General features: G+C 69.6%; 1 protein-coding gene. It reads right to left on the minus strand.

From position 1 onward, the window contains the following. Positions 1–36: 36 nt before the first annotated feature. On the minus strand, positions 37–1,683 hold the full coding sequence (locus ALMP_RS18605; RefSeq protein WP_264929623.1) for an IS1182 family transposase: 1,647 nt from the start codon (positions 1,681–1,683) through the stop codon (positions 37–39). Positions 1,684–1,781: the final 98 nt, after the last annotated feature.

Genomic DNA, 1,781 nt, shown 5'->3' on the forward strand with positions numbered 1-1,781 from the left:
GCCGGACGCTGTTGGTTAATTCCGCCCTGCTGGATCTCATCCAGCGGGGCGGAGTGTTGCGAAGGGTGAGAGGCGGGTGGGAGCGAGGGGTCTGCCGGTGAGCCAGGCGTCGAGGCGTGTGAGGTTGATGGCGGCGCCGGTGAAGTGGTGCTGGAGGCGAGTTTTGGAGAGGCCGCGGTAGCGGGATCTGCGCAGGCCGAAAGCCTGGACGCCCTGGGAGATAGTTCCTTCGACGCCGGCGCGGTGGCCGTAGCGGCGGCGCCAGTGGTCGGTGTCCTGCTCGATGCGGGCTCGCCGGAGGATGTCGTGTTCGGCCTGCGTTCTGAGGGTGAGGTTGCGCCCGGTCTTGGCGTTGGTGCAGGAGGCTCGTAGTCCGCAGGGAGTGCAGTGGCGGGCGGCGAACCGGACGCGGGTGACCGCGGTGCCCTCCTGGCTTCGGGCCTCTCGCCATTGAACGCTGGTCTGTCCTCCGGGGCAGACGACCCGGCGCTGGTCCCAGTCGACGGTGAAGCGGGTGTTGTCGAAGACGTCTCCGCTCGCCTGTCCCCTCACGGTGCTGGCCTGGACGGGGCCGACAAGTTCCACGTTGTGATCGCGGCGGGCGTGGTGGATCTGCCCGGCATCGACGTATCCGGCATCCACGAGGTGTTCGTCGGGAAGCAGCCCGCGCTTGGCCAGGGCGGAGTGGATATCGCCCAGGACGACGACATCGGCCACCGGGGCCGGGGTGGTGTGGATATGGGTGATCAGGTGCGGGGCGTCAGGCTCACAGGTCTCGCTGAGGTGGACCTTGTAGCCGGACCAGTCCACCTCTCGTTTCGATCCGGTGCGGGCATCGGGTTCATGCGGGGTGCGTAAGCGGATCAGACCGGGCGGGGTGTTCTTCGGCTCGCGCCAGCGCACGACACCGTCGACGTGATGGAACTGCTGCACCCACGTCTGCCGCAGCATCTCCACCGTGGGCAGGCACCTCGGTCCGGGTGGGGCCTGCGCCGACCAGACGGCCTCCAGCAGCGCCATGCCGTCGGCGCCGCACTGGTCGCCGTGCGCGACGCGGGCGGCCCATCGGGAGGGGAAACGACTGTCCTCCGGCCGGACCGAGTAACGGTCGAACCACTCCGGTGCCACCACTGTCACCAGCCAGTCCCCGGCCACTTCGGCGATCTGGTTCAGTGCGGCGCGAAGCGTCTCGACCACGAACTCCAGCCGGTTCAGGTCCCGGGTCGCGGCCAGCACGTGGGTGGCATCCGTGCGCTGCCGTCCGCCGGCCTTCACCAGCCCCGCCTCCCCGGCCGCCCGCAGCACCGCGTCGAACACCGCACGGCCCGAGTCCGCCTCCACCAGCCGGGCGCGGAACTCGCTGAGCACGGAGAAGTCGAAACCGGTGTCGGTCAGCTCCAGCGACAGGGCGTACTTCCAGTCCAGACGCGAGCGGACCGCGTGGGCAGCCTGCCGATCGGTCAGCCCCTCCGCGAACTGCAACACCGACACCAGAGCCAGCCGGGCCGGCGACACCGCCGGGCGCCCCCGAGTCGGAAACAGTTCCCCGAAGTCGGCGTCGGCGAAGACCGGCCCGAGCACGTCCCGCATCCGCATCGCCAGACAGCCCTTCGGAAACACCGCACGAGCCACCCGCGCGGTCTCCTCCGGGATCTCCACCAGCTCCACCCCACGCAACGACACGGAACCCACCCCAGAAACACGACAACGGCCTGTACCACCCCAACGGAGTCGTACAGGCCGCCGTCACGCCCGCACCGGATTTACCAACAGCGTCCGGG

This window comes from Streptomyces sp. A012304, from assembly GCF_026008495.1.
GTDB lineage: Bacteria > Actinomycetota > Actinomycetes > Streptomycetales > Streptomycetaceae > Streptomyces.